This is a genomic window from Spirillospora sp. NPDC049652 (genome assembly GCF_040675125.1).
Classification (GTDB): Bacteria; Actinomycetota; Actinomycetes; order Streptosporangiales; family Streptosporangiaceae; genus Spirillospora.
This window is the reverse complement of the sequence record NZ_JBFAOF010001234.1, coordinates 1-1,800: the sequence shown is the minus strand read 5'-3', so window position 1 is coordinate 1,800 and position 1,800 is coordinate 1. Positions and strand designations below refer to the sequence as shown.

At 72.7% G+C, this 1,800-nt stretch carries 2 protein-coding genes; one reads left to right on the top strand and one right to left on the bottom strand.

Annotation, left to right across the window (positions count from 1 at the left end):
- Positions 1 to 297 precede the first annotated feature (297 nt).
- Complete coding sequence (gene mgrA, locus AB0J52_RS38910; RefSeq protein WP_500188074.1) at positions 298 to 1,323, top strand: L-glyceraldehyde 3-phosphate reductase; 1,026 nt, start codon at positions 298 to 300, stop codon at positions 1,321 to 1,323.
- Positions 1,324 to 1,373: 50 nt separating this feature from the next.
- Here the strand turns inward: mgrA and AB0J52_RS38905 are convergent.
- Positions 1,374 to 1,800 (bottom strand): hypothetical protein (locus tag AB0J52_RS38905; protein ID WP_500188072.1); only part of this gene is annotated, 427 nt, incomplete at its 5' end.

Below are 1,800 nucleotides of genomic sequence, written 5' to 3'. Positions count from 1 at the left end.
GTCCAGGCCCGCCGTGGAGATCCGCGCGACCTCCTCGCCGGTCACGGCGTCCCGCAGGGGCGCGCCCTCGCCGCCTCCCTCCTGCCAGGAACCGGACAGATAGCTGCGCAGCACGCTCACGGGACCTCCTCGTCCGCAGTGGGGCGCGCCGCGGCGCCGTCCCCCGCGTTACCGACCGAACGTTCAGTATTTTCCCCCCGGCGGGGAGGCCCTGTCGAGCGGCCCGCTCCCCCGGTTCCCGGTTTGCGTCGCCGACCTGGTCAAACACGCTGATCCGGACATGCAAGACTGGTCCCCATGAACTACGCCGCCGCCGACGAGCGCTACGACCGGATGGACTACCGACGCTGCGGGCGCAGCGGACTGAAGCTGCCCGCGATCTCCCTCGGGCTGTGGCACAACTTCGGCGACGACCGCCCGCTGGACGTCCAGCGGGCGATCCTGCGGCGCGCCTTCGACCTCGGCGTCACCCACTTCGACCTCGCCAACAACTACGGGCCGCCCTACGGCTCGGCCGAGCGGAACTTCGGCCGGCTGTTCCGCGAGGACCTCGCGCCGCACCGGGACGAGCTGATCATCTCCACCAAGGCCGGCTACGACATGTGGCCCGGCCCGTACGGCGAGTGGGGGTCGCGCAAGTACCTGCTCGCCAGCCTCGACCAGTCGCTGTCCCGGATGGGCCTGGACTACGTCGACATCTTCTACAGCCACCGCTTCGACCCGGAGACGCCGCTGGAGGAGACGATGGGGGCGCTCGACCACGCCGTCCGCTCCGGGAAGGCGCTGTACGCGGGCATCTCGTCCTACTCCCCCGAGCGGACGGCCGAGGCCGCGGAGATCCTGCGCGAGATGGGCACGCCGCTGCTGATCCACCAGCCGTCCTACTCGATGCTGAACCGGTGGATCGAGGGCGGCCTGCTCGACGTCCTGGAGGACCGGGGCGTCGGCTGCATCGCGTTCTCGCCGCTCGCGCAGGGCATGCTCACCGACAAGTACCTGGACGGCGTCCCGGAGGGGTCGCGGGCCAGCCAGGGCAAGTCGCTGTCGCCCGACCTGCTGACCCCCGAGTCCCTCCGGCACATCCGGGCGCTGAACGAGATCGCCCGGTCGCGCGGCCAGTCGCTGGCGCAGATGGCCCTGGCGTGGACGCTGCGCGACCGGCGCGTCACCTCCGCGCTGATCGGCGCGAGCAGCGTCGCGCAGCTGGAGAACAGCATCGCGAGCCTGGACAACCTCGGTTTCAGCGCCGACGAGCTGGCCGCGATCGACCGGGACGCGGTGGAGGCCGGCATCAACATCTGGTCGGCCTCCAGCGCGGACTGATCCCGTCCGGCTGGCCCGTCCGGGCGTCCCGTCCGGGCGTCCCGTCCGGGCTACCCGTCGTCGGTGCTGACGTCCCAGGCGGGCTCGGCGACGTCGGCGTGCGGTGACGCGCGGAGCCGGGCGAGGGGTTCGCGCCACTCGTCCGGCCATCCGGCGTCGCGGCCGCCGCGGCGCACCAGCCGCAGCGCGAGCAGCTGCGCCGCCGTGTGCTCCTTGTCGAGGAGGGTGTGGACGACCGGCAGTACCTCCCGCGAGACCGCTCCCCCGCTGTAGTGGCCGCCGAGGTGAAGCTGCCGGTAGATCGCGGCGGCTTGGACGGGACGGTCGCGCAGGAGGTCGGCGAGCGCGGTGAGGTCGACGGTGAGGTCGGCGGCGAGGCCGCCCCCGCCGTCCCTGCGCGCGTTGATCAGCATGATGTGGAGGCTCGCCGCCGCTGAGCTCGGGGACGTCCTCGGGACCGCCGAGGCGGTCGGCGCA